Source organism: Xanthomonas sp. NCPPB 3200 (assembly GCF_056393585.1).
The window spans coordinates 113,317-136,597 of record NZ_CM150785.1 but is presented as its reverse complement, the minus strand read 5'-3'; the positions used below and the strand labels follow the sequence as shown (position 1 = coordinate 136,597).

21 protein-coding genes are annotated in these 23,281 nt (G+C 68.5%); 14 read left to right on the top strand and 7 right to left on the bottom strand.

Going from position 1 to position 23,281, the window contains the following annotated elements; all coding sequences use genetic code 11:
* Positions 1–394 precede the first annotated feature (394 nt).
* The 8 genes from AC06DU_RS00565 (at position 395) to AC06DU_RS00530 (ending at position 11,708) form a co-directional block, all read left to right on the top strand.
* Entirely contained in the window at positions 395–2,029 is a 1,635-nt protein-coding gene (locus tag AC06DU_RS00565; protein WP_478203222.1) for a TldD/PmbA family protein, read from the top strand.
* Between the two features lie 14 nt (positions 2,030–2,043).
* Positions 2,044–3,378 carry a TldD/PmbA family protein gene (locus AC06DU_RS00560; RefSeq protein ID WP_039517956.1) on the top strand — a complete coding sequence of 445 codons (1,335 nt, stop codon included), beginning with the start codon at positions 2,044–2,046 and terminating at the stop codon, positions 3,376–3,378.
* Positions 3,375–4,193 (top strand): DUF4159 domain-containing protein, encoded by an 819-nt coding sequence (locus AC06DU_RS00555; RefSeq protein ID WP_478203220.1) that lies wholly within the window; start codon positions 3,375–3,377, stop codon positions 4,191–4,193. The genes AC06DU_RS00560 and AC06DU_RS00555 overlap by 4 nt, the downstream gene beginning before the upstream one ends.
* A gap of 247 nt (positions 4,194–4,440) precedes the next feature.
* Entirely contained in the window at positions 4,441–5,433 is a 993-nt protein-coding gene (locus AC06DU_RS00550; RefSeq protein WP_478203219.1) for an AAA family ATPase, read from the top strand.
* Between the two features lie 13 nt (positions 5,434–5,446).
* Positions 5,447–6,343 (top strand): DUF58 domain-containing protein, encoded by an 897-nt coding sequence (locus tag AC06DU_RS00545; protein ID WP_478203217.1) that lies wholly within the window; start codon positions 5,447–5,449, stop codon positions 6,341–6,343.
* Positions 6,344–6,386: 43 nt separating this feature from the next.
* Entirely contained in the window at positions 6,387–7,574 is a 1,188-nt protein-coding gene (locus AC06DU_RS00540) for a BatA domain-containing protein (RefSeq protein ID WP_478203215.1), read from the top strand.
* Complete coding sequence (locus tag AC06DU_RS00535) at positions 7,571–9,838, top strand: hypothetical protein (protein ID WP_478203213.1); 2,268 nt, start codon at positions 7,571–7,573, stop codon at positions 9,836–9,838. Before AC06DU_RS00540 ends, AC06DU_RS00535 begins: the two co-directional genes overlap by 4 nt.
* 115 nt (positions 9,839–9,953) lie before the next feature.
* Positions 9,954–11,708 (top strand): carboxypeptidase regulatory-like domain-containing protein, encoded by a 1,755-nt coding sequence (locus AC06DU_RS00530; RefSeq protein WP_478203212.1) that lies wholly within the window; start codon positions 9,954–9,956, stop codon positions 11,706–11,708.
* A gap of 129 nt (positions 11,709–11,837) precedes the next feature.
* Here the strand turns inward: AC06DU_RS00530 and AC06DU_RS00525 are convergent, their stop codons facing one another.
* Positions 11,838–12,482 carry a DUF938 domain-containing protein gene (locus AC06DU_RS00525; protein WP_047126464.1) on the bottom strand — a complete coding sequence of 215 codons (645 nt, stop codon included), beginning with the start codon at positions 12,480–12,482 and terminating at the stop codon, positions 11,838–11,840.
* A gap of 182 nt (positions 12,483–12,664) precedes the next feature.
* Here AC06DU_RS00525 and AC06DU_RS00520 point away from each other — a divergent pair, with 182 nt between their 5' ends.
* Positions 12,665–13,021, top strand: coding sequence for a hypothetical protein (locus AC06DU_RS00520; RefSeq protein ID WP_146090922.1), 357 nt, complete (start codon positions 12,665–12,667; stop codon positions 13,019–13,021).
* A 94-nt stretch (positions 13,022–13,115) separates the two neighbouring features.
* On the opposite strand, the gene AC06DU_RS00515 is transcribed toward AC06DU_RS00520, so the two are convergent.
* A complete protein-coding gene (locus AC06DU_RS00515; RefSeq protein ID WP_435003845.1) occupies positions 13,116–13,904 on the bottom strand; it encodes an EcsC family protein in 789 nt (262 codons plus the stop codon).
* Between the two features lie 173 nt (positions 13,905–14,077).
* Here AC06DU_RS00515 and AC06DU_RS00510 point away from each other — a divergent pair, with 173 nt between their 5' ends.
* On the top strand, positions 14,078–14,551 hold the full coding sequence (locus AC06DU_RS00510; RefSeq protein WP_478203210.1) for an SRPBCC family protein: 474 nt from the start codon (positions 14,078–14,080) through the stop codon (positions 14,549–14,551).
* A 131-nt stretch (positions 14,552–14,682) separates the two neighbouring features.
* Here AC06DU_RS00510 and proP read toward each other — a convergent pair whose 3' ends face one another.
* The 5 genes from proP to AC06DU_RS00485 form a co-directional block, all read right to left on the bottom strand.
* Positions 14,683–16,173: a glycine betaine/L-proline transporter ProP gene (gene proP / locus AC06DU_RS00505; protein ID WP_478203208.1), complete on the bottom strand. Its 1,491-nt coding sequence runs from the start codon at positions 16,171–16,173 to the stop codon at positions 14,683–14,685.
* A 356-nt stretch (positions 16,174–16,529) separates the two neighbouring features.
* Entirely contained in the window at positions 16,530–16,865 is a 336-nt protein-coding gene (locus tag AC06DU_RS00500; protein WP_046345236.1) for a thioredoxin family protein, read from the bottom strand.
* Between the two features lie 21 nt (positions 16,866–16,886).
* A complete protein-coding gene (locus tag AC06DU_RS00495) occupies positions 16,887–17,285 on the bottom strand; it encodes a host attachment family protein (protein WP_016902952.1) in 399 nt (132 codons plus the stop codon).
* Between the two features lie 100 nt (positions 17,286–17,385).
* Positions 17,386–18,522 (bottom strand): alpha/beta hydrolase, encoded by a 1,137-nt coding sequence (locus tag AC06DU_RS00490; RefSeq protein WP_478203207.1) that lies wholly within the window; start codon positions 18,520–18,522, stop codon positions 17,386–17,388.
* Positions 18,523–18,804: 282 nt separating this feature from the next.
* Positions 18,805–19,263 carry an NUDIX hydrolase gene (locus AC06DU_RS00485; RefSeq protein ID WP_435003750.1) on the bottom strand — a complete coding sequence of 153 codons (459 nt, stop codon included), beginning with the start codon at positions 19,261–19,263 and terminating at the stop codon, positions 18,805–18,807.
* A gap of 323 nt (positions 19,264–19,586) precedes the next feature.
* On the opposite strand from AC06DU_RS00485, the gene AC06DU_RS00480 reads away from it, so the two are divergent.
* The 4 genes from AC06DU_RS00480 to AC06DU_RS00465 all read left to right on the top strand — a co-directional run bounded on the left by AC06DU_RS00480 (position 19,587) and on the right by AC06DU_RS00465 (position 23,280).
* Positions 19,587–20,243, top strand: coding sequence for an SDR family oxidoreductase (locus tag AC06DU_RS00480; protein ID WP_039529366.1), 657 nt, complete (start codon positions 19,587–19,589; stop codon positions 20,241–20,243).
* Positions 20,244–20,353: 110 nt separating this feature from the next.
* Positions 20,354–21,424, top strand: a complete 1,071-nt coding sequence (locus tag AC06DU_RS00475) for a M4 family metallopeptidase (RefSeq protein ID WP_478203205.1) — start codon at positions 20,354–20,356, stop codon at positions 21,422–21,424.
* Positions 21,421–21,732 (top strand): protealysin inhibitor emfourin, encoded by a 312-nt coding sequence (locus tag AC06DU_RS00470; RefSeq protein WP_026064425.1) that lies wholly within the window; start codon positions 21,421–21,423, stop codon positions 21,730–21,732. The genes AC06DU_RS00475 and AC06DU_RS00470 overlap by 4 nt, the downstream gene beginning before the upstream one ends.
* 387 nt (positions 21,733–22,119) lie before the next feature.
* Complete coding sequence (locus AC06DU_RS00465) at positions 22,120–23,280, top strand: HDOD domain-containing protein (RefSeq protein WP_478203203.1); 1,161 nt, start codon at positions 22,120–22,122, stop codon at positions 23,278–23,280.
* The last annotated feature ends 1 nt before the right edge of the window (position 23,281 follow it).

Genomic DNA, 23,281 nt, shown 5'->3' with positions numbered 1-23,281 from the left:
CGTACTTGCGGCGTGTCCTGCGATGGTGGGCGGGCAAGGGCCATGCAACCAAGCCGCAGATCAAACGCTTTGCAGCCAGCCCCCCCTGAAGCAAACACCGCACCCGATGACCCGCTGATCGCACATGCACGATCGCAGACAAACCACGCATGCCTGACATCCAGAGCCCTTAACGCGTAGCCACATCCATCGCAGCCGGTCAGCAGCGCTCGCCACACGCGCAGGCCTGGCGTGCCAATCGCTTCATGCAGGTATAGCGTTTGCCCGCCGACCCCTGCCGAAAGTCATTTGACGCAGCGTTCATCGCCCGGCAAGAATCGGCGATACCGCGCAGATAGCGATCTGTGCGTCACCACACTACCTGCGCGCCGCGCGGGATCATTGGGGAGTTGCCGTGCAGCGACGTGATTTCCTGGCCCTGACCGGGCTGACCATGGGCGGGCTGATCGTGCCCGCCTACTTCGGCAAGGCGATCGCCGCCGAGCAGTTGGTGACGCAGATGGATGTGGGCCGCAAGAAGCGCCTGGCCGATGCCGGCCTCAACGCCGCGCGCCAGGCCGGTGCGAGTTATTGCGATGTGCGCATCGGCCGTTATCTTCGCCAGTTCGTCATCACTCGCGAGGACAAGGTGCAGAACGTGGTCAACACCGAATCCATCGGTGCGGGCGTGCGCGTCCTGGTGGCGGGCGCCTGGGGATTTGCCGCCACCAACGAGCTCACCGAACAGGGTGTGGCCAAGGCCGCCTCGCAGGCCGCCGCGATCGCCAAGGCCAATGCCAAGGTGCAGGGCACGCCGGTGCAGCTGGCGCCCACGCCGGGCGTGGGCGAGGTCAGCTGGAAGACGCCGATCAAGAAGAACGCGATGGAAGTGCCGATCAAGGACAAGGTGGACCTGCTGCTGGGCGTCAACGCTGCCGCCACCGCTGCCGGCGCCAACTTCGTCAATTCGATGCTGTTCGTGGTCAACGAGCAAAAGTACTTTGCCAGCACCGACGGCTCGTATATCGACCAGGACGTGCACCGCATCTGGGCGCCGCTGAGCGTGACCGCCATCGACAAGGCCAGCGGCAAGTTCCGCACCCGCGACGGCTTGTCCGCGCCGATGGGCCTGGGCTACGAATATCTGGATGGCGCCGCCTCGGGCAAGTTCGTCTCGCCCAATGGCGTGGTGAATTACGGCCTGTCCTACGACATGAAGGAGGACGCGATCGCCGCGGCCAAGCAGGCGCAGGAAAAGCTCAAGGCGCCGTCGGTGAAGCCGGGCAAGTACGATCTGGTGCTGGACCCCTCGCACACCTGGCTCACCATCCACGAGTCGGTCGGCCACCCGCTGGAACTGGATCGCGTGCTCGGTTACGAGGCCAATTTCGCCGGTACCAGTTTCGCCACGCTGGACAAGCTCAAGGCCGGCTTCCAGTACGGCAGCGACAAGGTGCATATCCTGGCCGACAAGACCCAGCCCGGCAGCCTGGGCGCGGTGGGCTACGACGATGAAGGCGTCAAGACCAAGCAGTGGGACCTGATCCGCGACGGCAAGCTGGTGGACTATCAAGCCATCCGCGACCAGGCGCATATCCTCGGCAAGACCGCCTCCGACGGGTGCTGCTACGCCGACTCGTGGTCGAGCGTGCAGTTCCAGCGCATGGCCAATGTGTCGCTGGCCGCCGGCAAGACACCGTTGAGCGTGAGCGATCTGATCAAGAACGTGGAAAACGGCATCTACATCATCGGCGACGGTTCGTTCTCCATCGACCAGCAGCGCTACAACGCGCAGTTCGGCGGCCAGCTGTTCTACGAGATCAAGAACGGCGCGATCACCCGCATGCTCGAGGACGTGGCCTACCAGATCCGCACGCCGGAATTCTGGAACGCCTGCAGCGCGGTGGCCGATCAACGCGACTACCGCCTGGGCGGCTCGTTCTTCGACGGCAAGGGCCAGCCGAGCCAGTCCTCGGCGGTCTCGCATGGCTCGTCCACCGCCCGTTTCGACGGCATCAACGTCATCAACACCGCCCGCTCGCTCGGCTGACAGGAGAAACCCACATGAGCATCCTTACCGAAGCGCAGGCCAAGGCCATCCTGGACAAGGTCATCAAGCTGTCCAAGGCCGACGAGTGCACCGCCACGCTCAGCGGCTCGATCGACGGCAATATCCGTTTCGCACTCAACAACGTGTCCACCAGCGGCATCGTCGACAACACCGACCTGCAGGTGCAGGTGGCGTTCGGCAAGCGGGTGGGCATCGCCACCATCAACGAGTTCGACGACGCCGCGCTGGAGCGCGTGGTGCGGCGTGCCGAAGACCTGGCGCGGCTGGCGCCGGAAAACCCGGAATTCATGCCGGCGGTGGACAAGCAGACCTACAAACCCAGCCCCACCTTCAGCGAATCCACCGCCGCCATCGACCCGGCATTCCGTGCGCAGGTGGCCGCCGATTCGATCGCCCCGTGCAAGGGCAAGGGATTGATCGCGGCCGGCTTCCTGGAAGATGGCCAGAGCTTTACCGCCTTCGCCAACAGCAAGGGCAACTTCGGCTACCAGCGTGGCGCGCGTTTCGACTACACCTGCACCGTGCGCACCGAAGACGGCCGCGGCTCGGGGTGGGTCGGCCGCAACCTCAAGGATGCCGCCGACTTCAAGGCCGAGCAGGACATCCGCATCGCCATGCGCAAGGCCAGCGACTCGTCCGAAGCCAAGGCGCTGGAACCGGGCAAGTACACGGTGATCCTGGAGCCGGCAGCGGCGGCAGGCCTGATTTCTTTCATGATGCGCTACTTCGATGCGCGCATGGCCGACGAGGGCCGCAGCTTCCTGTCCAAGAAGGGCGGCGGCAACAAGCTGGGCGAGCAGGTCTACGACCCGCGCGTGAACATCACCGCCGACCCGTGGGATGCGCGTGCCGCCGTGCTGCCGTGGGACGAGGAAGGCCTGCCGCGCGAGAAGATGCCGATCGTGGAGAACGGCAAGATCGCCAACCTGCAGTATTCGCGGTTCTGGGCGCAGAAGAACGGCAAGCGCGCGGTCGGCGAGCCGGGCAACCTGCTGATGGCCGGTGGCGACAAGAACATCGCCGAGCTGGTGCGCGGCACCGAGAAGGGCATCCTGGTCACGCGCACCTGGTACATCCGCATGGTCGACCCGCAGACCGTGCTGCTGACCGGGCTGACCCGCGATGGCACCTTCTACATCGAGAACGGGCAGATCAAGTACCCGGTGAAGAATTTCCGCTTCAACGAATCGCCGATCATCATGCTCAACAACATCGACGAGCTGGGCAGGCCGGTGCGCGTGGCCGGCGATGAATCCAGCTACGTGATGATGATCCCGCCGATGCGGTTGCGCGACTTTACGTTTACCTCGTTGTCGGACGCGGTGTGACTGAGAGCCGGGAATCGGGAGTGGGGAATCGGGAATGGGAGAGCGGAGCAAGCTCTTCGCGGCCCGATGGTTTTCCTGCACATCCCGTTCCCGGTCTACACGCCCTGGCGGCGCCCGCGACGCGCCGTCATTTCCTTGGACTGCTGCTCGGTAGCGTCGCTGCGTTGGCGTTACCGCGGCAGGCGCGGGCGGCGGGCAATTACGATTTCTGGTTTACCCGGCTGCGGTATGACTCGGGCGATTGGGATGTGGATGCGCGCATGCCGTCCAACCTGATCACCTCGTTGATCGACTACACCCAGCTGCGCGTGGACCCGCAGGAACATGTGCTGGACCTGGCCGATCCGCGCATCCTGCAGGCGCCGTTCTGCTATCTGTCCGGGCACAAGCTGGTGGAGTTCAATCCCGCCGAGCGGCGCAACTTCGAGCGCTATGTGCGCAATGGCGGCTTCGTGTTCGTGGACGATTGCAACCACGATATCGACGGGCTGTTCGCCACCTCGTTCGAAGCGCAGATGGCCTCCATCTTCGGCAAGGCCGCGCTGCAGAAATTGCCCAAAAACCACCGTCTCTACAGCGCATTCTTCAAATTCCCCGACGGCCCGCCGGCCACCAGTTTCGAACTCAATGGCTGGGGCGACGACCTGGTGCACGATTATCTCAGGGGTATCAGCATCGACGGCCGGCTCGGCGTGTTGTACAGCAACAAGGATTATGGCTGCGAATGGGACTACGACTGGCGCAACAAACGCTTCCTGGCCGAAGACAACACCAAGTTCGCAGTGAACATCGTGATGTATGCATTGACCAACTGAAATCGATCCGTAGGAGCGCGCTGGCGCCCTATGCCGTACCGGTAACACCGCCTCGCGCGCCAGCGCGCTCCTACACAGATCGCGTGAGATGTTTTGCAGGCACTGGCACGGCATCCACCGCCAACCAGCCGCCATCGCACCCGCGAGCCCCGCACGCTTTTGTAGGAGCGCGCTGGCGCGCGATGCCTTAGCGCTAACGCCGCATCGCACGCTCCTACGCCAGCAGTCCCACAACGAGACGTTTCCCATGACTTCCCCCAACGACGACACCCTCACCCGGCAGCTCTCCCAACTCGGCGCGTTGCGTGCGGCCCTGGCGCAGGCGGTGGTGGGCCAGGACGCGGTGGTGGAGCAACTGCTGATCGGCCTGCTCGCCGGCGGCCACTGCCTGCTGGAAGGTGCGCCCGGCCTGGGCAAGACGCTGCTGGTGCGCTCGCTGGGGCAGGCGCTGGAGCTGCAGTTCCGCCGCGTGCAGTTCACCCCGGACCTGATGCCCAGCGACATTCTCGGCACCGAGCTGCTGGAAGAGGATCACGGCACCGGACATCGCCAGTTCCGGTTCCAGCAGGGGCCGATCTTCACCAACCTGCTGCTGGCCGACGAGCTCAATCGCACCCCGCCCAAGACCCAGGCCGCGCTGCTGGAGGCGATGAGCGAGCGCACGGTGAGTTACGCCGGCACCACCTATGCGTTGCCGGCGCCGTTCTTCGTGCTGGCCACGCAGAACCCGATCGAGCAGGCCGGCACCTATCCGTTGCCGGAAGCGCAGCTGGACCGCTTCCTGTTGCATGTGCGGGTGGACTATCCCAGCGAGCAGGAAGAGCGCGACATCCTCAGCCAGACCACTGGCACCAGCAGCGCGCAGGTGCCCAGGGTGATGGATGCCGACAGCGTGCTGGCGCTGCAGCAACAGGTGCGGCACGTGCATGTGGGCGCGGATCTGCTGACCTGGATCAATCGCTTGGTACGCGCCAGCCGCCCCGGCCCGCAGGCCAGCGAGGACGTGCGCCAGTGGATCAAATGGGGCGCCGGCCCACGCGCCGGGCAATCGCTGGTGCTGGCGGCCAAGGCGCGTGCGCTGCTGCATGGCCGCCTTGCCGCCACCCGCGAGGATGTCGTCGCGCTGGCCGCGCCGGTGATGCGCCACCGCCTATTGCTGTCGTTCGCCGCCGAGGCCGAACAACGCAGCGCCGACGATGTGGTCGCCACGCTGCTGCGCGCCGTGCCGTTCCCGGCGTGAGGCGCGTTGCGGCGTGAGCATGGACGTGCCGGCACTGATGCCTGCCGAGCTGCGCAGCCGCCTGCGCGGCCTGCAGCTGCGTGCGCGGCAGGCGCAGGGCACGCAGGGGATCGGCCAGCACGCCAGCCGCAGCCGCGGCGCCGGGCTGGAATTCTCGCAATACCGCGCCTACGAGCCCGGCGATGCCTTGCGCCAGATCGATTGGAAGCTCTACGCCCGCTCAGACCGGTTCTTCGTGCGCGAGGCCGAGCGCGAAAGCCCGCTGACGCTGTGGGTGTTGCTCGACGCCACCGCCTCCGCCGGCCAGACCGACCAGGCGCGCCCGCAGGTCACGCGCCTGCAGGCGATGGCGACCCTGGCCGCGTGCGCTGCCGAGGTCGCGCTGCGGCAAGGCGACCAGGTCGGCCTGTTCGCGGTGCATGGCGATGGCCTGGTAGCCGTGCCGGCCGGTGGCGGGCCGCGCCAGCGCGACCGGCTCTGGCTGGCCCTGCACGGGCTGCGCGCCGGTGGGCGCTGGCCGGGCATCGACGCATTGCGTCCGCTATGGGAACGCATCGCCGCCCATGCGCTGGTGCTGTCGATCGGCGATGGCTTCGACCAGGACCTGCTCGGCGCGCTGGAAAAACTCGCCGCCGCACGCCGCGAGGTGATGCAGCTGCAGGTGCTGACCTGCGACGAACGCGATTTTCCCTTCAGCGGCGGGCACCGCTTCCGCGACCCGGAAACCGGCGAAGAACTGCTCGGCGACGGCGCAGCGATGTGCGCTGCGTATCTGCAACGCTTCGGCGCTGCCCAGCGCGCGCTGCAGGCACGCTGGCAGGCGGCCGGCATTGCGCACGCGGTGCACTATCTGGATGCGCCACCGGATGCGGCATTGCGCGAGCTATTTGCACACGGTGCGCGGCGATGAGCCAGCGCGCCGGCGCCAGCGCCGCAGCTGAGGGAGCGCAGCAGTGAACCTGCTCCTGCTGTTCCCCTCTGGCCTGGCCGCGTTGGCCGCACTGCTGCTGCCGTTGCTGATCCATCTGGCCCGACGCAGCGAACACCGGCCCACCGACTTTGCCGCATTGCGCTGGCTGCGCGCGCAGCCGCGGCCCCGGCATCGGCTGCGTTTCGACGAATGGCCGCTGCTGCTGGTGCGCCTGCTGCTGCTTGCCGCAGTGGCGCTGCTGCTGGCCGAGCCGGCCTTGCGCGACCACCAGCAAGCGCGCCCGCGCATTGCGGTCAGCCCCGGCGTGGATCTGGCCGCCGCCCGGACGCTCGGCCACGCGGCCAACGCGCAGTGGGTATGGCTGGCCCCAGGCTTCCCGCCGATCGCTGCCGATGCGACACACCCACCCGCCACGCCCGCCGGCACAGCGCCGCCGGTCGGCAGCCTGCTGCGCGAACTCGATGCCAGCCTGCCGCCGGAGACCGCGCTGCGCGTGATCGTGCCCAGCCAGTGGGGGCCGCTGGATGCGCAACGCCTACAGCTGTCGCGCGAGGTGCGCTGGCAGGTGCTGCCCGGCCAGTCGCCGGCGGCCGCCGTGGCGCCCGTCCCACCGTTGCGGCTGCAGGCAATCGCCGATGCCCCCACCGAGCCGGCCCTGCGCTATCTGCGCGCCGTGCATGCCGCCTGGGCACTGCCCGGCGCATTGCCGGTGAGCGCCCCCGGCGCGGCCGAGCCGGCGCGCTGGCCAGCCGGCACGGTGGTGGCGTGGCTGTCGCAGCGCCCACCGCCGGCGCCGGTCATCGCCTGGGTCGCGGCCGGCGGGCAGTTGCTGCTCGATGCGCAGACGCCGGCCCCGCCCGCACTGGCGGGCCCGCGGCAAGCGCTGCTGCAGGACGCACACGGCGCCGCGCTGATCGATGCCGCAACGGTTGGCCGCGGCCGCCTGCTGCGCTGGGCCGCGCCATTGCAGCCGCAGCGGCTGCCGGCGCTGCTGGATGCCGACTTCCCCACCCGCCTGCACGACGCCCTGCAGTCGACACCCGCACCACAGCGCGCGCTGGCGCAGACCCAGCAGCCGCAACGCGGCCCCGCCATCCGCCTGGTCAATGCCCCCTGGCCGCTGGCGCCATGGCTGATCGGCCTGGTACTGCTGCTGTTTGCGATCGAACGCTGGCTGGCCACCGCGCCCCGCCGGAGCAGCGCGGCATGAGCACGCCGGCCCTGCACCACGCCTGGCAGGCCGCGCGGCGACGGCAGGCCGCAGGCGTGCTGCTGTGCGGGCTGCCGCTGGCCGTGCTGCCGGCGCTGCTGGCGTGGCGCACCGGTACGCAGCCGGCGATCCTGCCGTTGCTGCTCCTGGGCCTGCTGGCGCTGATCGGCGTGGCGCTGCTGGCGGCACGCCGGCTGGACCAGACCTGGCTGATCCGCCGGCTGGATCGCGACGCGGATCTGGAAGACAGCAGCGACCTGCTGTTCGCCCCGGACGGGCAGCTGGGCCCGTTGCAGGCCCTGCAGCGCCAGCGCCTGGAACAACGCCTGCGCAGCACCCCGCGCGATCTGCGCCCGGCCTGGCCCTGGCGGCGCGCCTGGGCTTGGGGCATGCCCGGCCTGCTCGCCTGCGCCGCGGTGCTGCTGTGGCCGCACCCCGCTCACCGGCCCACCGCAGGCAACGACCGGATCGCCGCCGCCCGCGCCGGCACCGGCGCCCCCACCCTGGGTCAGGCGCGGCTGCACAGCACCCCGCCCGCCTACACCGGCCTGCCGCCCGCACGCCTGCCCGGCCTGGATGCGCGTGTGCCCACCGGCACCCGGCTGCACTGGCAGCTGCAGGTCAACCCGGCCCCGCACAGCGTGGCGCTGCGGCTCAGTGACGGCCGCAGCATCGCGCTGTCACGGCAAGGCAGCACCGATCAATGGCAGGGCCAGTGGGTCTCCGAGCGCGCCAGCCTGTACCGCATCCTCATCGACGGCGCGCCGGCCGACCGCCAGCTGCACCGCCTCGACGTGCTGCCCGATCGCCCGCCACAGGTGCGCGTGCTGGCGCCCGAACAGAGCCTGGTGCTGTGGACGCCGTCCCAGACCGGCAATCGAGGCTGGGCGCTGCGCTTCGAAGCCAGCGACGACTACGCGGTCGCCGCCAGCGCCGAGCTGCGCCTGACCCTGGCACAGGGCAGCGGCGAGAACATCACCTTCAAGACCCAGCGCCGCACCCTCAGCGGCAGCGGCCCGGCCCGGCTGCGCGGCTTTTCCACCACGCTGCAGCCGCAGGCGCTGGGCATGGCCGCCGGCGACGACCTGATCGCCCAGCTCATCGTGCACGACACCCGCCAGCCCGGCCCGCAGGAAGGCCGCAGCGCCAGCGTGATCCTGCGCTGGCCACCGCCGGAGCAGACCATGGCCGCCGGCCTGGAGGCCAGCGTCAAGCAGACCTTGCCGGCCTACTTCCGCAGCCAGCGCCAGATCATCATCGACGCCGAGGCGCTGCTGAAGGAAAAGCCGCGCCTGGACCCGGCCACCTACCTCAAGCGCGCCGACGCCATCGGCGTGGACCAGCGCCTGCTGCGGCTGCGCTACGGCCAGTTTCTGGGCGAAGAGAGCGAAGGCGCGCCCAAGGGCCCGCCGACCGCCGACGAAGCGCCAACCAGCGACGCCCCGGCCGACGATCTGCCCACCGCCGACATGCCCACCGCGGATGCGCCGGCAACGCCTGCGGCGCCCGCGCCCGCCCGGGACGAACACGGGCACGATGCGCACGACCATGCCGCCGAGGCCGGCGCTGCCGCGCTGGACGACCACAACCATGGGCATGGCGACGGGGCGCCGGAGCGCGGCGGCTTCGGCCAGGCGCAGGACGTGCTGTCCGAGTTCGGGCACACCCACGACCACGCCGAAGCCGCCACCCTGCTCGACCCGCAGACCCGCGCGCTGCTGCGCGCCGCGCTGGACCAGATGTGGCAGTCCGAGGGTGAGCTGCGCCAGGGCCACCCGGAGCGTGCGTTGCCGTTTGCCAACAAGGCGCTGGGCTTCATCAAGCAGGTGCAGCAGGCCGAACGCATCTACCTGGCGCGGGTCGGCACGCAGTTGCCGCCGATCGACCCCGGCCGCCGCCTGAGCGGCGACCGCGCCGGCCTGGGCGACCGTGCCGCCGGCCTGGACAGCCGCCCGGATCCGGACCCGTCGGCGCTGCAGTTGTGGGACGCCCTCGGCGAGCAGGCCCCGGTACCCGACGCCACCCTGGCCCGCTACGCGCAGTGGCTGCAGACCCAGCAGGAGCGCCTGCAGGATCCGCTGGGCCTGGCCGCGGCGGTGGAAACCCTGCGCGCCGAACCCGACTGCGCCAGCTGCCGCGCCCAGCTGCGCGCCCAGGTCTGGCGCACCCTCGTCGCCCCGCCGGCCCCGCTGCACCGACGCGCCCCTGCCGACGCGCGCGGCCAGCGCTATCTGGATGCCCTGCGCCAGGAGCCGCAACCATGATGCTGCCACCACCCCGGTTGACCGCACGCGGCAAGTTCCGCCGGCTGCACGCGCGCGCGGCGACCCGGCGCCTGGGGCCACGGCTGGCTGGATGCACGCAAGCGGAGCCGCAGGCATGACGCTCGCGCTGCCCTGGCTGGTCGGCAGTGCCTTGCTGCTGCTGGTGATGCTGAGCTGGTTCCGGCTGCTGCGCGCACACGCCCGGCAACCACGCGCGCGGCTGTGGCTGTTGCTTGCCGCCCAACCGCTCCTGGCCGGCCTGCTCTACCCGGTGCTGCTGCCGCCGCCGCGCGCCGGCAGTACGAGCGAACTGCATGTCGCCACCGCAGGCACCCCGGCAGACCAGGTTCGCCCGACTGCTGCGCCGTGGGTCGCCCTGCCCGAGGCGCCCGCCTTGCCCGGCGTGCCACGCGTACCGGACCTGGCCACCGCGTTGCGGCGCGCGCCCGGCACCACCGCGCTGGTCGTGCATGGCAGCGGCCTGCCCGCACGCGACCGCGACGGCCTGCGCATCCCTGTGCGGCTGGCGCTGGCTCCGGCGCCGACCGGTCTGGTCGCCGTCTCCACGCCGCCGCCGGTCGCACCCGGCGAACGCATCGCCATCAGCGCGCGCGTGCAGGGCCTGCCGGGCGCGCGGGTGGAGTTGCTGGATCCGGCCGGGCAGGTGGTCGACACCGCCACCGCCGATGCGGCCGGCCAGGTGCAGCTGCGTGGCCTGGCGCGCGCACCGGGGCAGGTGCTGTTCGCACTGCGCCTGCGCGATGGCGCAGGCGCCGAACGCAGCCGCGTGCCGCTGCCGGTGCTGATCGCCGCAGTGCCGTCCGCACGCGTGCTGTTGCTGGCCGGCGCGCCGCAGCCGGAACTGAAATATCTGCGCCGCTGGGCCAGCGATGCCGGCATGCAGGTGCGCAGCCAGATCGCCGTCGGCCCCGGCGTGCAACTGGGCGACGGCGCTGCGCTGGATGCGGCCAGCCTGGATGCGCTGGACCTGCTGGTCATCGACCAGCGCCGCCTGGTCGCCCTGGGCAACGCGCAGCGCCAGGGCGTGCGCGCCGCGATCGGCCGCGGCCTGGGCGTGTTGGTGCGCACCGACGGCCCCCTGGATGCTGCCGCCCGCGCCGCGCTCGGCGAGCTGGGCCTGGCCGTGACAGGCGGCAGCACCAGCGCAGCGGTCCCCGCGCCGCGCTCGCTGGCATCGCCCGGCGCCATCGACCCAGCCGCAACGCCGGCCGACGCCGCGCCACTGCCGCCCCTGCAACGCCGCACCCTGCAGCCGCAACAGGCCGATGCCGTGATCGCCGCACGCGCAGACGACGGCAGCGCGTTGGGCTGGTGGCGTCCGCAAGGCCGCGGCCGCATCGGCATCGGCCTGATCGAAGACAGCTTCGCCCTGGTCCTGGCCGGCCGCAGCGACCTGCATGCCGCGCTGTGGGCGCAGCTGGTGAGCGCTGTCGCCCGCGCAGGCGGCAGTGCGCCGGCTGCGGTACAGACAGGCTGGTCGCAGCACCGCATGACGCTGTGCGGTATCGCCGCGGACGCAGCCGTCGTCGGCCCTACGGGTACGCCCCAGGCGCTGCTGATCGATCCCGCCAGCGGCACCCGGGCCTGTGCCGCCTATTGGCCGGCCACCGCAGGCTGGCATCGTCTGCAGACCGGTACCGAACAGCGCTGGCTCTATGTCCGCGCGCCCGGCGATGCCCCCGCGCTGCACACCCAGCAAACCCGCGACGCCACCGTTGCGATGGCCGCCATCGACACGCCCGCAAGCGTCGGCGCGCCAACAGCACAACCCGGCACCCGCTGGCCATGGCTGTTGGCCTGGCTCACGCTGGCCGCAGCACTGTGGTGGCTGGAACGACGCAGGCGCTGACTGCCGCAGCGCGAGGTCACCTCGTCAGCGCAGGCTCGCGTGCGGTGCTGCTTTCAGACAGTCGCACTTGAAATGCATTGAGTCGGGAAACAGCGATGCTGCAACATCGGCAGACCATCGGCGACAAACTCAACGCGACTGACGCGACCACACCCGGCAACAGTTGTTCGCCGGCAACGCCACATCGTCGATCAACTGCAAGCCCACCGACGCCGCCAGTGCATCCACCGCTTCGGCATCGCGAATGCCCGATGCGGGATCGCGTTCGCGCAACATCGCATCGAACGCGCGATTGCTCTCGCTGGTGAATTGGCCATCGCGGTTGAACGGCCCGTACACCACCAGCAACGCATCCGGCGCCATCACCGCCGGCAGCCCAGCAAACAACGCCTGTACCTGCGGCCAGCCCATGATGTGCAAGGTGTTGGCGCTGTAGACCGCGTCGTAGCCGGCAGGCTCGCCCGCCTGCGCAGGCGGCAAGGGTGGCGTGGGCGCCAGGCCCGGTGTCGGCGTCAGCACCGCCTGCAATGCAATCGGTGGCGGCGTATTCGGTAATGCCGCCTCGTCCAGCCACTGCGTCATGCCGGGCAGATGGTCGGCATGATCGCTGGCCTGCCAGCGCAACCACGGCATCGCCGCCGCAAAATGCACCGCGTGCTGCCCGGTCCCGGCACCGATTTCCAGCACATTGCGGCGGTCGGCAAAGTGCCGTTGCAACACCTCCAGGATCGGGTCGCGGTTGCGTGCAGAGGCTGGTGAGAACGGCTTGGTCATGGGAGCATCGAGAGAAACGTCAGGACATCTCTGCATTATGGATGCAAAACATCCAGCGAGCTCATGCGCTCATCGGTAGTTTTCACACAGGCGCATGCCCATCGATTTAGCGATCCCCATCCCAAATACCTCGCTATCGTTTGTGCATGATGACGCGGGGACATACTCCGGAGGAGATCTGCATGAACAAGGCCGTTGCTTTTTTGACCACGAGTTTCCTAGCGATTGCTGCGAGTTTTGCTGCCGCACCCACTGCAAATGCACAAGCTTCCACTGTAATACTCGACTGCACAGGCAGTGATTATTGCTGGGCTGGCGTAGATAGCCCGGGATCACCAACGCCATTCAAATATGCATGGACCTTCAACAATACTGCTGGCGCCATCTTCCCCAGAAATTGCACCAACAGCGAAGATTGCAACTTCTATTGCCCACGCAGCAGTACGTTCATCACCGCCAATGTAATGGTGAGCGACGCCAACAATCAGTTCATCGGCTCGGCGAGTGCGCGCGCACTCTGTACACCGCAACCGCTCTGAACTCAGGCAGGAACAGCGTTTGTTGATCAGCTGAAAGTGGCACCGGATCGCAAGGATCTGTCCCCATCCTTGCGATCCGGTGCCTTATCACCGTTTAGCTGGTCAATTTCTCATACGCACGTCGCACCGCGTCCTCGCCATAGCGCCGCTCCAGCCGGCGCACGATGAAGTGCCCGCGCGCCATCGCCTGGAAGTGGCGCATGAACACCGTATTGAGGGTTGCGCCGCTCACCGCACCGACCAGCGGCACTGCCTGCACGGCGAGTTTTTCGCCGACATTGACCGAGAACTTGGCCGCAACGCGCGACACCAGCGACACCAGCACCGGCGCGCCCTTGCTGGCAAACCCGTGTGCGGCAACGTATTGCGCCGCAGCGCTGAGTTGTTGCGCCATCGCCGCGCGTACCGCGAAGTAGCCCGATTCGGCGCCATCGTCGCCGACACTGCGCCCGCCATGCGCCAGCACTTCCAGGCAGGCCAGCGCGGTGTCCGGATCCTGCAGCGATTCGCCTTCGGAACGGGCGATATCGGCGATGGAGCGCAACATCACCGTAGTGGTCACCGGCAGCTCCACCAACAGCCCGGGCAGGCCGAAGAATCCGCCGGCACCACCGGCGACAGCCACCGCCATGGTGTGGCGTGCGGTGGACGCAGGCTGCTGCAGATCGGTCTTGCCGCGCAGGCTCAGTAATGCCGATTTCATCGCCACCTGCAGCGCGCGGCGGGTCACGCCGTCGATGCTGCGGGTGACCAGTTTCGGCAGCCGTCGGGTGATCAGGCTCTCGATCGGCGCGCCCATTGCATTGGCCAGTCGGGCAGCCACGCCGGGGTTTTCCAACAGCGCGTGCGCGGTGGCCAGATCGCGTTGCGCGGCAACGTCCATCACCGGGATCGGAAGCGTCGTCATGCCTGCTCTTCGTCGTTGGGGGCTTGCGCCGATGGTACCCAGCGCCATGTGAGCGCCGAACGAGCGAACTCGGCAAGCGAAAAACACCATCCTGCAATTGGCTGGCAAAATGCGCCATCATCGGGGTTCAAGCAGCCAATGCCGATCACATGAATCGTGAGATCCGCCACAGCATCGTCATTGCGGCCGCGCCGGAAGTGGTCTGCGCCGCTTTGTCAGAGCCCATGCAGCTGGCGCGCTGGTGGACACGCGAGGTCAGCCTGGTCGAGAACCGGGTGCGGCTGGACTGGAGCCGGCAGGGCTGGCGGGTGGAGCTGAGCATCGACGACGGCGCCAACTACCGCCTGGTGCGCTGGCGCTGCCACGCCTCCAACATGCTCGACACCGACGCCTGGAAGGGCACGGTGATGCGCTTTGACCTGCATTCCACCAGCCAGGGCACGCAGGTGGAGTTCGAACACTCCGGCTATCGCGACTCGCCCTGCAAAGAGGCCTGCGCACGTGGCTGGCGCTTCTTCCTGGGCAGCAGTCTCAAGCGCTACGTGGAAACCGGCGAAGGCATGCCGTCGGTCGACATGCACAGCCCCGAGCTGCCCGACAGCGGCGGTCGCGTACCGCGCTAGCGGCGGCAACTGCAGGGATTCATTGGCATCGCGGCGCGCACGCTCGCCCGCCCGCCTCTGTGTGCATCCAACCGGCCTTGTGTGCCAACCGCGTTGGCGACCTCATGGCGGCTCGCTCACGCCGGGTCCGCTTACGCCGTATGCGGCTGGCCCATGGCAGGCGCCGTGCTGCCGGGCAGCTGCGCATCCACCGTCACCGGGCTGTCGCTGCGCAGCAATGCGCGCGCCTCGGCATCGGTGGCCACCGCCGGCGGCGAGCCGCGCAGCGGCAGGCCGGCGGTTTCGCGCACTAACAGCATGGTCACCAGGCCGATCGCCGCCGCGCCCATCAGGTAGTACGCCGGCACCAACGGGTCGCCGCTGCGCTCCACCAGCCAGGCGGTCACCAGCGGTGTGGTGCCGCCGAACAACGACACCGACACGTTGAAGGCGATCGACAACGCGCTGTAGCGCACCGGGGTGTAGAACAGCGCCGGCAGCGTGGACGGCATCGAACTGGTGAAGCACACCAGCGCCAGGCCGAGCAGCATCAGGCCGGCGAAGATCAAGCCGTCATGGCCACTGCCGATCAGCAGCAGGCAGGGGATGGCCAGCGCGAACAACGCGACGCAGGCGCCGATGATCATCGGCCGGCGGCCCAGCCTGTCGCTGAACAGGCCGCCGACGATGTTGAGCGGCATCATCACCAGCATCACCAGAATGATCAGCAACAGGCCCTTGCTCTCGGCGTAGCCCATGGTCACGCTGAGATAGCTGGGCATATAGGTCAGCAGCATGTAGTCGGTGACGTTGAACACCAGCACCAGCCCCACGCACTTGAGCAATTGCGGCCAGTGCAGGCGCAGCATCGTCAGCAGGCCCTGCGCGGCGGTTTCGCGCTCGCGTTGTTCGGATTGCTCGGTATAGGCGCGAAATGCCGGGGTTTCTTCCAGTTTCATACGCATGTACAGGCCCAGCAGGCCCAGCGGGCCGGCAATCAGGAACGGCACGCGCCAGCCCCAGTCGAGCATCTGGGCCTGGGTTACGGTCATGTGCAACACCGTCACCGTGGCGGCGCCGGCGATGTAGCCGCCCAGGGTGCCGAATTCCAGCCAGCTGCCCATCAATCCGCGATTGCGGTCGGTGGCGTATTCGGCGATGAAGGTCGCCGCGCCGCCGTATTCGCCACCGGTGGAAAACCCCTGCAACAGCCGCGCCAGCAACAGCAGCGCCGGTGCCCACAGACCGATCTTGGCGTAGGACGGAATCAGGCCGATGCTGAAGGTGCCCAGGGCCATCAGGATCATGGTCGCGGCCAATACCTTCTGCCGCCCGTAGCGGTCACCGAGCGGGCCGAACACCAGCCCGCCGATCGGCCGCACCAGGAAGGCGACAGTGAAGGTGGCAAAGGTGGCGATCAACTGCGCGGTGGGATTGCTGGCCGGAAAGAACACCTGCCCCAACGTCACCGCCAGATAGCCGTACACGCCGAAGTCGAACCACTCCATCGCATTGCCCAGCGCGGCGGCGCCTACTGCCTTGCGCAGCATGCCGCGGTCCACCACGGTGACTTCGTCCAGTTGCAGTTGGCGGCGGCGCTTGAACCAACCGAAGTGCGAGGCAATCGCGCGCGTGTCGTGCATGTGTTGTGTCTCCATGTGCGGCCATCGCTGCCCGCTCGCCCTGGCAACGCACAGGACACGGCGCATCACGCAGGCATGGCAATGGCACATGCACAAGATGACGCCGGAGGCATTCCCGGACGGCCGCGTGGACTCAGCGACGCTGCGGGACAGACGACCAAGGGATGGGCAATGCCCAAGGGCTTGATCAGCCCGTTATGGTACTACAGCGCGCAGATCGCTGCAGCCGCGCGACGGCAGCAGCGCGGAAAACTGCTTGTTTCAAGGCAGTTGGCGTGTTGGGCGAGTACTTTGCGCCCTCGGTGCACTGCGCATGTCCTGCTCAGTGCATGCCGTCGATCAGGCGCTGTGCATGCTTACACCAGCGCCTCACCCAGCTGCGACAGCAGCGGTTGCAGATCCTCGCGCGTCTGCGGGCGCACCGCGCGCGCCACTTCCACACCGTCGCGCAGCAGGATGATGGTCGGCCATAACCTGACGCGGAACGAGCGGCCCAGGGGCCGCCCTTTTCCATCTTCGATCTTGCGGTAGTCGAGCGCCGCCACGCCACCCAGCAGTTTCTGCAGCAGCGGTTGCGCGGCAATGCAGTGGCCACACCAGTCGGTACCGAACTCCAGCACCTGCAGACCGGCCTGTGCATCCACCTCGCTGCGTTCGGGCGCCTGGGTGGCGTAGTCGCGAACAAACCCCATCGTCTAGTCGCTCCGGTGTGCTTACGACAGTGCGCGCTGGATCTCTTCCAGCGGCAGGTTGGTCAGGTCCTTGGCCAGGTCGCCGACCAGGCGCTGCTGGGTTTCCTTGTGCAGCAGCGGGCGCACGCGGCCCAGCGTGGTCGGGTCGGCGACCAGCACCAGATGCGTGTACTCGTGCTTCAGCGCGCCATCGTTCAAGGCGTGCGACAGCTGCTTGGCGAAGGTCATTTCATCCATGTCCGCCTCGCTGAGATCCTGCGGCGCCTTGCCGGCCGGGCCATCGTCGTCGACGTTCTGCACATCGGTGCGCGCGTGCTGGCGCAGCACCACCTTGGCTTCGTTCCCGGTGTTGGTGAACCAGCGCGCTTCGCCGCCATCGGCCACCACCACCAACGCACCCTGAGGAATTTGCAGACTCATTCGATTCTCCTGATAGAACGGCGCTGCATGTGCAACGCCAGTCGGCCTCAACCTAGGTGAGAGGATGTAAGCGCCGCGCCTAGCCGGTGTCAGCGTGGCGTTAGCGTGGTGCGGCCAGCGACGGAGGCGGCAGGCCCAGGTGCTTGCTGAAGAAACGCGCGGCCACCCGCAGCGCCTGCTGGCTCTCCGGCAGTGCATTGGTGAGGTGGAAGGCGTGCCCCAGGCCATCCCACACATGCAGGTCCGATTCGCGGCCCAGATCCACCAGGCGCGCATGCGTGTAGGCGGCATTGCTCAGCTCGGCAGCACGCGTGGCGGTCAGAAACAGCGTCGGCGGGAACTGCTGCAGCACCGCATCGGAAAATACCGGCGACACCAGCGGATCGTGGAAGTCCACGTTGTCGCCGTAGTACAGGTCTTCCCAGATCGGCAACGCACCGGCCTTGTCCGGCAGCAAGGCATCGTTGACTGCCGCCACCACAATGCGCGAATCGCCGCGGTAGCGCGCATCGCCTGCGGCGCAGAACAGCCCGGCCGCCGCCGGCATCGGTAACTTTTCCTTGGCAAACCACGCCAGCGATTCACCGGTGAGCACGCCGCCGGCCGAACAACCGAACAGGCCGATGCGCTCTGGCGCATAGGTCTTGAGCGCGGCGCGATACACCGCCGCCACATCCTCGCTGGCAGCCGGGAAATGGTGCTCGGGCCCCATGCGGTAATCCACCGCGACCACGGTCATGCCGGTCATCGCCGCCAGCGGAATGGCTTCCATCAAGCCGAACGATGCCGCGCTGCCCATCACGAAGCTACCGCCATGCAGTTCGATCAACATACGCTTGGCCTGCTCGGGTGTGCGCGTGCGCGGCTCCACCCGCAGCACCGGCACGCCGTTCCAGGTTTCGGGCGTGATCTCCACCGCGTAGCGCGTGCGCAGCTGCGCAATCACGCCTTTGGCCCAACGCTCGGTGTCGGCGCGGATGCTCGGCAATTGCTTGAGCAAGGTGGCGTTGTCGGCCTTGTCCAACGGGTCGGCGCGGGCCACCCCGGCGGCCATATGCGCACGCGCGGCCGGGCTCAGATACTCCGACACCGGCAGGTCGAACGCGGGCACATGCCGGATGCCATCGGGGGCCGATGCGGTCGCCGGTGGTGCCGGCTCGGCGGCGGTTGCGTGCACGCTGCACGCGGTACAGATCAACGTGAGTGCCAGCGTCTTGTTCAACCAATGACGTGTCATGCAGTGCCCTCCCAGGCAAGTCGAACCGCCAAGGATACCGTCAGCGGCCGGCTTGCATCGCGTGCAGATAATGGCGCTGCATGTAACGACGCGATGTAACGCAAATGCTGCAACTACGCACACCACAGCGTGCAATCGGACCATCGCATCAAGCGTGCGCGAGCGTTCGCTATCGCAGGCAGGTGGATGCGTTTGCTTGCATCCGGCGAACATCGATATCGCGGTCACCGGCACCGCCACGGCGCGTGCCGGTGCATCGACGCAAGCACTGAAGTCATGCGCTCAGGCGGCAGGTGTCGACGCTGCAGTCGGTGGCAGATGCTGCAACGCCTGCAGCGTGGAGGTGGTCAGTGGCGACGGCAGTGCGTCCAGTGCGAACCAGCCGATGTCGGCGATCGCCTCGGGCTCGCGGCGCTCGGCGTGCTCGCTGCCCTGGATCGCGGCCAGATACACCGGCGCAACCCAATGCTGCGGCGGCGTCAGGTCCGGCTCGAAGTAGCTGACGATGCACAGCACGCCTTGCAGTTGCACGTGCAGGCCGGTTTCTTCCAGCACTTCGCGCACCACCGCGTGTTCCACCGTTTCCATCCAGTCCACCTTGCCGCCGGGCAGGCCCCAATGGCCTTGCTCGGGCGCACGCCCGCGCTGCACCAGCAGCAGGCGGCCATCGGCGCGGCGGATGAACGCGCCGCAGCCAACGCGTGGACGTAGGTCGGTATCGATTGAGTTGGACATAGGCATTCCGGACGGTGTGGCGCGTTAGTGTCCCAGATGTGCGGCAGGCAGGTGGTGCATCTGCGTCTTGCATGCCGGTGGCGAGGATGCCGGCAAGGCTGCGCGATGCCGCAAGTCGATGCGGTGCATCGCACGCGCCTGCTCGCGTGATGCGCAGGGCAATCGCCATGGCGCCGCACTACGCAAGCACCCGCTGGATCGAATCCACGCACCTGCAAGTGCATGCGCATACGGAGCGCCTCTCCACGCCCATCCACGCTGCCTTAGCGCCAGGTTGGCGAGGATGCGTGCAGCCCGCGCCGCAATGGCGCACCGTCTTGGAGGTTGGAATGTCGCGTATCGTCGTGATCGGTGGCCATGGCAAGGTCGCGCGTCTGCTGACGCCGTTGCTGGTGCGCGGTGGGCACTCGGTCACCGCACTGTTTCGCAATCCTGCACACGCAGACGATGTGATTGCCGACGGCGCCACCCCGCAGGTGTTCGATATCGAACAGGCCGACACCGATGCGATCGCCGCGCAACTGGCCGGCCACGATGCGGTGGTGTGGTCGGCCGGCGCCGGTGGCGGCGATGCGGCGCGCACCTACGCGGTGGACCGCGATGCGGCGATCCGGTCGATGCATGCCGCCGCGCAGGCACGCGTGCGCCGCTACGTGATGGTGTCCTATCTCGGTGCCGGGCTGGAACACGGCATCGGCCCGGACGATGGCTTCTTCGCCTACGCGCAGGCCAAGGCCGCCGCCGATGCGCAGCTGCGCACCACCCCGCTGGACTGGACCGTGCTGGGGCCGGGGCGGCTCACGCAGGAGCCGCCAAGCGGCCGCATCACCCGCGATCCGGGCAGCGATGCCGATGGCGGCGTGTCGCGCGCCAACGTGGCGCAGGTCATTGCCGCGGCATTGGCCATGCCGGCCACCATCGGCAAGACGGTGGGCTTCATCGACGGGCAGACGCCGATCCAGCAGGCCTTGTCGCAGCTGGAATGAACGCCAGGCCTATCGCGATGTCTGCGCGCGGTGCACCGTGCACCGGCCTAACGAATTCCTAAAGCCGGCCTCGGCATAGTCGCGGGCGCAGCCCATTGTGGAGGTCGCTTATGTCTGCATTCGTCACGCCACGCCGTGCCGGCATCATGCCGCCGTACCTGCTGGACCATGTGGCCCAGGCCGCGCCCGAGCATGCGCGCCAGTGCGCGCTGCTGTCGCGGCAGATCACCGCGCAGCTGCGCCAGCAGCGCGCGCTCGGCCTGCTCGCACGGGCCCAGGCGCTGGCCGCCGATGCTGCCAGCACGCCCGCCGCGCAGGCCGTGCAGCGGCAGATCTACGACGCCCAACAAGGCACCGCGCTGCCCGGCACCCTGGTGCGTGCCGAGGGCGCTGCCGCCACCGACGATGTGGCGGTGACCGAGGCCTACGATTATCTCGGCGCCACGCACGACTTCTTCCAGACGGTGTACGGGCGCAATTCCATCGACGGCGACGGCATGCCGTTGATCGGCACCGTGCATTACGAGCGTGGCTACGACAACGCCTTCTGGAACGGCGAGCAGATGGTGTTCGGCGATGGCGATGGCGAGGTCTTCAACCGCTTCACCATCGCCATCGACGTGGTGGGCCACGAGCTGACCCACGGCGTGACCGAGCGCACCGCCAACCTGATCTACCAGGGCCAGTCCGGTGCCCTGAACGAGTCGCTGTCGGATGTGTTCGGCGTATTGATCAAGCAGTACACCTTGCAGCAGCAGGCAAGCGAGGCGGACTGGATCATCGGCGCCGGCTTGTTGATGCCCGGCATCAACGGCGTGGGCCTGCGCTCGATGCAGGCGCCCGGCACGGCGTACGATGACCCGGCCCTGGGCAAGGATCCGCAACCGGCCAGCATGGCCGGCTACGTCGACACACAAGAGGACGATGGCGGCGTGCACTACAACTCCGGCATTCCCAATCACGCGTTCTATCGCGCAGCCGTGGCCATCGGTGGCCACGCCTGGGAGAAGACCGGCCGCATATGGTACCGCGCGCTCAGCGGCGGCAACCTGGCCGCCGGTGCGGACTTCGCCACCTTTGCCGCGCTCACCGTCAGCATTGCCGGTGCGGACTATGGCGCCGGCAGTGCCGAGGCAACCGCGGTGCAACAGGCCTGGCGCGACGTGGGCGTGCTGGCATGAGTCCGCAGCGTCCACCGGTGGATGCAGGCGTGACCTTGCGGCTGGCACGCGAGGGCGGGGTGGCCGCCTTCCCCGCCATGCGGCGCGAACGCCAGCTGGTGATGGATGACCTGGACGAGGCGCAGCGCCTGCAGCTGCGCACCTTGCTGGACCAGTGCCTGGTGCATGCGCTGCCGCGCCCGCAGGCCGGTGGCGGCGACCGCCGTTATTTCAGCATTGCCTGGGACGGTGCCAGCGAACCACTGCGCATCCCCGAAGAACATGCACCGGCTGCGATCGTGCGGCTGTGGAAACAGGGCACGCTGTAGCGCGCCTGTGCCGCGATGCCGCCGCAAGCGATGCCGCGCGCGCCCATCGCCATCCACAAACGAAGACACCGCGCAGTGCGCGGTGTCTTCGTATCGAAAATGGTCCAACTGCGGATGCCTGCACCCTTTAAGCTGCCTAGATGCTCTAGGGCTGCACAGCTGGTGACGCATAGTGCGGCCTGCGGCGTTAGCGCCACGTGCAGCGCAGCAGTCAACTTGAAGACACCCTACTCATCGCTGCAGTGCAGCAGGTCATTGCCGGTGTCCGGGTCCGGCGCGCGCGCGTGGCGGGCGCCATTGGCATCGCACGCCGCCGCACGCCTGCATTGCCGTCAACACCGGCTTCGCGGATAGTCGCTGCACCGATCGGACGACTCCTGGACCTTTGTGATTGTGTTGCTGCTTGCTGCCGGACTGCTCGCCGGCCTGGGACTCGCCGGCGTCGTCGCCTGGCTGCTGCTGCGCCAGCGCGCGCGCACCACGGCTGCATCTGCCGCGTCTGCCACCGTCACGCATGCCGCAGCGGAGCCGCACGTGCCGCAGCCGGCGGCTGAGCAAGTGCCGGCGCCGCTGCAGGCCCAGGCGCATGCCGCCGCTGCAGCACAGCCCCTGCCGTCCGGGCCGCCTCCGATGAAGCCGCTGCTGCGCCGCATGTATGCCGCGGTGATGTCCACCCCGGCGCTGGCCGACGGCCACCTGCCGACCGACCCGGCCCAGGCCGCGGTGCTGGCGGCGGTCGGCGCTGCGCTCGACCACGTGGACCTGCGCCCACAGCTGTTGCCGCGTCGCCCGCAGTTGTTGCCGCAGCTGATGCGCGCGGTCAACGACCCGGATGCTTCCGGCCGCGGCATCGCCGCGATCATCGCGCAGGACCCGGCGCTGGCCGCCAACCTGCTGCGCATCGCCAACAGTGCGCTGTATCGCCCGCAGGGCGGCCCGCTGGAAAGCCTTGAGCGGGCCGTGGTGCATATCGGCACCGAGGGCGTGCGCCAGATCGTTGCCGCCGCCGTGATGCAGCCGGTGCTGAGCCTGGAGGGCGGCCTGTACGCACGCCTGCCGGCAGCGGTGTGGGACTACGCCCTGCGGACCGCCGCCGCTGCGGCCGCCTACATGCGCGAGCGCGGTGGCGACACCTTGTCGGCGCAGCTGGCCGGCCTGCTGCAAGGCCTGGGCGCGGTGGTGATCCTGCGCGTGCTGCGCGATGCCTATGCCGAGCGCCCGAGCCTGCCCTACAGCCTGGAAGTGGCCGCCACGCTGGTCGAGCGTCACACCGCCGCCGTCGCCAAGACCATTGCCACCACCTGGGACCTGCCCGCCGCGCTGGGCACCGCGCTGGACGAGCAACGCCCCGAGCACGACACCACCCTGCTCACCAGCTCGCTCGGCATGGCATTGCGTTACGGCCGGTTGGCTGCGGCACTGGCCATGCTCGCCCGCCACGGCGCCGAGCAGGAGGAGCATGCGCTCAGTGTGCTGTCCACGCTGGAGCCGGACCACGCGGCCAACGCCGCGCTCTGGCAACGGCTGGTCGCCGCCAGCGTGGAGTGAG